At 47.7% G+C, this 5,451-nt stretch carries 6 protein-coding genes; all 6 read right to left on the bottom strand.

Annotation, left to right across the window (positions count from 1 at the left end; translation table 11 throughout):
- Positions 1 to 317 precede the first annotated feature (317 nt).
- Entirely contained in the window at positions 318 to 1,511 is a 1,194-nt protein-coding gene (locus H8K47_RS17890; RefSeq protein ID WP_186882708.1) for a tyrosine-type recombinase/integrase, read from the bottom strand.
- A gap of 513 nt (positions 1,512 to 2,024) precedes the next feature.
- Positions 2,025 to 2,795 carry a substrate-binding periplasmic protein gene (locus tag H8K47_RS17885; RefSeq protein ID WP_186882707.1) on the bottom strand — a complete coding sequence of 257 codons (771 nt, stop codon included), beginning with the start codon at positions 2,793 to 2,795 and terminating at the stop codon, positions 2,025 to 2,027.
- Between the two features lie 159 nt (positions 2,796 to 2,954).
- The gene (aguB, locus tag H8K47_RS17880; RefSeq protein ID WP_186882709.1) at positions 2,955 to 3,860 is read right to left on the bottom strand and encodes an N-carbamoylputrescine amidase; all 906 of its coding nucleotides are present in this window, start codon (positions 3,858 to 3,860) and stop codon (positions 2,955 to 2,957) included.
- 235 nt (positions 3,861 to 4,095) lie between these two features.
- A complete protein-coding gene (locus H8K47_RS17875; protein WP_186882706.1) occupies positions 4,096 to 4,476 on the bottom strand; it encodes a hypothetical protein in 381 nt (126 codons plus the stop codon).
- Positions 4,477 to 4,491: 15 nt separating this feature from the next.
- Complete coding sequence (locus tag H8K47_RS17870; protein ID WP_186882705.1) at positions 4,492 to 4,791, bottom strand: hypothetical protein; 300 nt, start codon at positions 4,789 to 4,791, stop codon at positions 4,492 to 4,494.
- A gap of 160 nt (positions 4,792 to 4,951) precedes the next feature.
- Positions 4,952 to 5,326, bottom strand: a complete 375-nt coding sequence (locus H8K47_RS17865; RefSeq protein WP_186882704.1) for a type 2 periplasmic-binding domain-containing protein — start codon at positions 5,324 to 5,326, stop codon at positions 4,952 to 4,954.
- Between the last annotated feature and the right edge of the window lie 125 nt (positions 5,327 to 5,451).

The following is a 5,451-nucleotide window of genomic DNA, read 5'->3' as shown; positions in this document are numbered from 1 at the left end:
TTGGAAAGGCTACCATTGCAACCATTCAGCCGCATCGGCGAACTACTGCCACACAACTGGAAGCTTGCTCAATAATTTCCATCATCCATATCAGAACCGGTCAACCTGTGATGACCGGGCGCTTACAACACAACGGCACGAAACTGTTTTTTAACTGAATTGTTATCGATTGGTATCTGGGAGTTGTTGGGGTAATGTGTTACTTCAACCAGCGGATTAAACGGTATTCAATTACTACAAATAGGATGTTTGCCTAGGGAGTCAACCAACGTTGAACAAGCGTGTGATGCAATAAGGCAGCATGTCGATACGCTAGCTTAACTAAGAATAAATAGTGACCAGGCCTCCATCATTGGTCGTCGTTGTTCCAGTAAATCCGTCCGGTGATAAGCTGCTTCCACCTTGTTTTGTACCGTATGTGCCAGTGAGCGTTCTGCAAGATCGCGTGAATATCCCTGTTCACTACACCAGTCCCTAAAGCTTGAGCGAAACCCGTGAGCAGTGGCAAAGCGGTTCGCAGTATCGCTTTTTGCCTCAACCCTGCGTAAGAAACTGGTCAGTGTCATGTCTGAGAGTTCCTTTTGATCGCGCGGTGACGGAAACACCAGTTGTTCATGTCGCCCCTGTTGATTTCTAAGGATCGTCACCGCACGTTCTGACAAAGGAACACGATGCGGTAGCTGGGCTTTCATACGTTCTGGCGGGATGCTCCATATTGCATTTACCCAGTCTACTTCAGCCCAGGTCATGCCGCGTACTTCACCAGAGCGTGCTGCCGTCAGAATCAGAAATTCCAACATAGGGCGCGTGACATCATAACGTCCCTCTGTATGCAATTCAGCTTTCACAAAAGCAGGTATCTCTTTCCAAGGCATCGCTGGCTGATGCTGGGTACGAACGGCTTTTGAGGGCTGCTGTGGAAGTAAATGATCCACGACATCTACAGGATTCGAACTACAAAATCCATGTGCCCAACTCCAGGCCATCGTTGCGTGGAGTCTTTGTTTCAAGCGACCAGCTGTTTCAGCTTTGCTCAGCCATATTGGGCGTAGTGTATCTGCGATATGTCGTGGTTGAATCTGGTCGAGTGGGAATTTTCCCAGTTTAGGAATCGCGTATTGGGTTAGCGTGTTAATCCACTGTTGGCCATGTTTCTTGTTTTTCCAGCCGGGTAGTAATTCTGAATGAAGAGTAATCACAGCCTCATGGAAGGTGGGAATCACCAATTTCTGAGCCTCTGTGGCTTTTTCTTCGAGTGGGTCGATACCTTGAACAAGTTTTTCTCGTAAGGCAGCAGCAGCTTTTCCGACTTGTGCGATTCCTACGTCTGGATAGCTACCCAATCCGGCGTTTCGTCGTTTTCCCGTAATTGGGCTGACATAACGTAAGACCCATTTTCCGCAGCCTTTCGTTTTTGCAGGAATTAATGACAAACCTGTTATGCCACCATGGGGGAGGGCGGGAGAGTCAGGCTTGATGTTTCGTGCTTTAGCATCGGTGAGTATCGCCATAATGAGTCTTTGTCCTCAATTAATAGTTACCAATCAGTATGCCATCTGGTATGCCATTTTGTGTTGGAATAGGGAAGATTGGGTTGGAATGTATTGGAAAGTAAATGTGTTTAAGTATATGATTTTTATAGGTAAAATTGGAATTTATTGGAAAGTGTTGGACAGTTTTATAGCGGCCACACCTTCCGCCACGAATTACGATGAAGCCCTTGTTTATCAAGGGCTTTTTCTTTTGTTGGGTTGAACCGTCTTCAAGATGTTTTTGAAATCTGCGCCGACAGTGTTGGTACCGCTACTCATCAAGATGAGTGGGGCTGTGCGCTAAACGGGGAGGGGCATTTTTGTGCAAATCAACAACTGCGCACCGGAGCTGGACGTACTACGCTTGGCATATCGTTTCTTGCGGATTGATCAGATTCCAAGTGATTGGAGCAAGGCATCCACTTTTGTTCCGAGGCAGGGAATAATTTTATTTTGTAAAAAATTTTTTACAAAATGACGGGGCCGTATTATTTATTCCTGGTATTTTTCAACTATCCGTCGCAATTCACCGCTATTTTCCAGCAATACCAGTGCTGCGTTGATTTTTTTTGCCTTCTCTGCTGGCAGGGTTTTAGACAAACCCATGTAGAACTTTTCTGTTAGCTGTGGTTTGCTCAGCAAGCGAATTTTTTGTTCCAGTCCTGCCTGCTGTATCGATAGCTTGATACCGGGGGAGCGGTGGCAATAGAAGCGTCCTCGTCCAGCTATAAGCTTGTTCAGGTTGGAGGAGGATGAGGTGGCGCTGGCATCGATTTTCAAGCCACCCTTGTTTTTTAGGATATCAACGATGCCAAAACCGTGCAGGGCAAGGATTACGCCATTGTCTCCAAGCTGGCGAATATCGTTCCAGTTTTGGATGTCAATATCATCGTCAGCACGGACTGCCAGTAAGTAGCTAACCGAAAACAACACCGTATCCAAAAAATCATATTGCGTGGTATTGCGTGCTATGCGTTGCACACCGCAGATGGCATCGATGTCGCCGGCCTTCATAGCGGCATCAATACGGACGCGTGGCAGCCAAGTCTGGTCGCCAACAAAATGCAGTTCAGGGGAAATTTTTTCCATAGCACGCATGATATCGATGCATATGCCACCTATGGCAGGTTTGCCTTGTTGGCTGACGGTGATGAACTTGGGTTCCGAGGCCTCTTGTGCTGCTACGCGTATGACGGTGTCGGCCACGCTATTACCCTGCAAAATGAATAGGGGCAGGGCTAATAGAAAAGACCAGAATTTCATGTAATACCTTCACCTGTTGTGCATGACAGATCGAGTAACTGACATGCGACGCGGACAATGCTGCTCACCTATGCAAACGGCTGGATGCCCAATACAAATCGAAGATTAAATTATAGCAGCGCTACCCAAGAGACTTTCTATACAGCATCTTTCAAGCGCTTAGTTTCCTGGTGAGCTGCCATCGCAAGTTCCGATCGTTCCATACATCGATGGTCTGCGATCGCGGAAAAAACCCCATTCTTCTCGGAAATGTCGACACTCGTCCAGATCGAAGGTGTGCAGCAGAATGGATTCATTTTCCCGTCCCGCTTCAGCGATCTTACCGCCGGTTGCGTCGGCAATGAAACTGCGCCCGTGGAACGTTACTTCTAGCGGACGGTGGGCGATATTCCCCTTGCCTGTTTCCGTACCTATTCTGTTGGCGCAGATTAAAGGCAAGGCATTAGCGGCAGCGTGGCCTTGCATGGTGCGTTGCCAGTGGTCGGAGCAGTCCGAGTCGGGTCTGGCCGGATTGCTGCCTATGATGGTCGGGTAGCACAAGATTTCGGCTCCCATCAGGGCCATGGAGCGGGCGGATTCCGGAAACCACTGATCCCAACAAATACCGACTCCGATGCGGCCGAATTTAGTGGACCAGACCTTGAAGCCAGTGTCACCTGGATTGAAGTAATACTTTTCCGAGTACCCTGGGTTATCCGGAATATGTGTTTTTCGGTATACGCCGAGACGGCTGCCGTCCGCGTCGAACATGACTAGCGAATTATAGAAAGCGTTTCCCGCGCGTTCGAAGAACCCTACAGGCAACACGATCCCCAATTCTCCTGCCAGCCGACCAAAGCGCGAGAGTTTTTCATTGCATTCCAGTGGTTCGGCTAAATCGAAATGTTCGCTGTTTTCGTCGATGCAAAAATAGGGATTCATGAAGAGTTCCGGACACACGACGAGGTTGGCGCCACTGGCTGCGGCTTGCCGGATCAAGCCCATTGCACGGTCGATATTTGCTTCTAGGTTCCAGTCGCGCGAGTGCATCTGGATCGCGGCTACCGTAATCAAACGAGATTTCATGGTGGTGTTATCCTTGATGTGAAATAACATATTGTTGTTTTGATACGTGACAAACATCGTCGAGGCCTTTTGCACCTGGCTTTCGATTTAATCAGGTATTCAAAGTGATATGCTCTATCTTAAAATATATGAGATAAATTAATGAAAATTGAAGATGTCTCACGTTGAATTGGTATGTTATATAGGCGTTGTTTGTATGTAAAATGAAATAATTCCCAGTGAGTCATTAACTTTTTTAATATCTGGCCTGAGTCGAGATTAAGCCAGCATCTTGCATATCAAATTGTTTTAAAAGCCAGTATTGACAGGTCATGGGATCATTTTTGCAAACCGATTGGTGTGTGCTGATCACGGAGATAGTGCGGGAAGTCTTTAGGCTGGTTGTTGTGCTGGCGATCATGACGTGCGGCCAGCCAACGATGTCGCTACAGTATCCTGTTGACTTGGCGTCAATCGTTAGATCATAACGTGCCACAATGGTTGCCAGCTCACCGTTTTGTTGATATTGGCCTGTATTACCGATTTCCCTACCATATTGCACGCGATCGCTGCCTGAGTTGCAAAAGGTTTTTTGTTTAAGGGTAGCTGGATTCGAAGAATAAAAGGTGGGCGTCACATCAAGTACGTATGGCTATTTCAGCGGCGATTGCCCGCCTGCCATGCGTTGGGGTAGTGCGGCAACAGGCGTTTCTCCTTGGGAGCCAAGTTTCAAATTTGTACGGTAGATGAATTGATGAGCGCCGTCGGAACGATGGACGGTTTTCAAAACGCCGTCGTTGACCATCCGACTAAGCAGAGTTTCAACGACTATTCTGTCAACGCCGGTGGCACTTATTAAGTGCTGAGTTGAAATGGGGGAATTCTCAGACGCTTTAAGTACATTCATGAAGTTCTCGTAAAGCTTACGGTAGTAAGTATCTAAATTTTCCATTTTCCCTTCCTGTTTTACTCGTTTGCTCACGCTGCATGGCGACTACGTAGCATCCCGGACATCTCGGTGACAATTCCTGACTGTGCCGGTATCGCGCGTGAAAGGACGCCGTCACGCAATGTTGCCTTGCTTCAGGCTGAAGCGATTCGACGTGTTTCGTCTACAAATCAAAGTTAAAGATTAATGGCCCTCCATTGGCGGAGCGTACTACGCGTATTACTTTTACGGCCTGTGCCTGTAGCAGAACCGGCAATGGAACCAGGCCGGATTGTTCTATTGTTTCATCGCCCTTGTTGAATATCCAGTAGATGAAGCGTAATGCAAGGGTCATTCTTTCATCGTTGAGCGCGTTCTTTGGTAAGGTGACATAGATGGGGAGAAGAATGGGCCAGTTGTTGGCGAAATCGACGCCATTTAAGGAGTTTGCACCGTTTTCACCTTCTGTTGCACGCGCACTCACGACGCCGGACCGGAGAAATCCCAGGTCCGCTTTGACTATTGATCCTGTGTGATGTTTGAGTCTGACAAATTTCATCGTAAGCGCGAATTTCCCCGCACATAGCGCAAGAACTTAAAGAAGAGGAACATAGGTGTCCACTTATGGAGGTGGACACCTATGCAAGAGAATTGGAATGAGTCAGCGTTGCGCCTGATCGTTAC

It is taken from the genome of Cognatundibacterium rugosum (assembly GCF_014284365.1).
In the GTDB taxonomy this organism is placed as follows: domain Bacteria; phylum Pseudomonadota; class Gammaproteobacteria; order Burkholderiales; family Burkholderiaceae_D; genus Undibacterium; species Undibacterium rugosum.
The sequence above is the reverse complement of the archived record's forward strand: the minus strand, read 5'-3'. Positions and strand labels throughout refer to the sequence as shown.

What these genes read in the sequence shown, in the direction of transcription:
- H8K47_RS17885 (WP_186882707.1), bottom strand. Translation starts at nt 2,795, where the DNA reads ATGAAATTCTGGTCTTTTCTATTAGCCCTGCCCCTATTCATTTTGCAG.
- aguB (WP_186882709.1), bottom strand. Translation starts at nt 3,860, where the DNA reads ATGAAATCTCGTTTGATTACGGTAGCCGCGATCCAGATGCACTCGCGC.
- H8K47_RS17870 (WP_186882705.1), bottom strand. Translation starts at nt 4,791, where the DNA reads ATGGAAAATTTAGATACTTACTACCGTAAGCTTTACGAGAACTTCATG.
- H8K47_RS17865 (WP_186882704.1), bottom strand. Translation starts at nt 5,326, where the DNA reads ATGAAATTTGTCAGACTCAAACATCACACAGGATCAATAGTCAAAGCG.
- H8K47_RS17890 (WP_186882708.1), bottom strand. Translation starts at nt 1,511, where the DNA reads ATGGCGATACTCACCGATGCTAAAGCACGAAACATCAAGCCTGACTCT.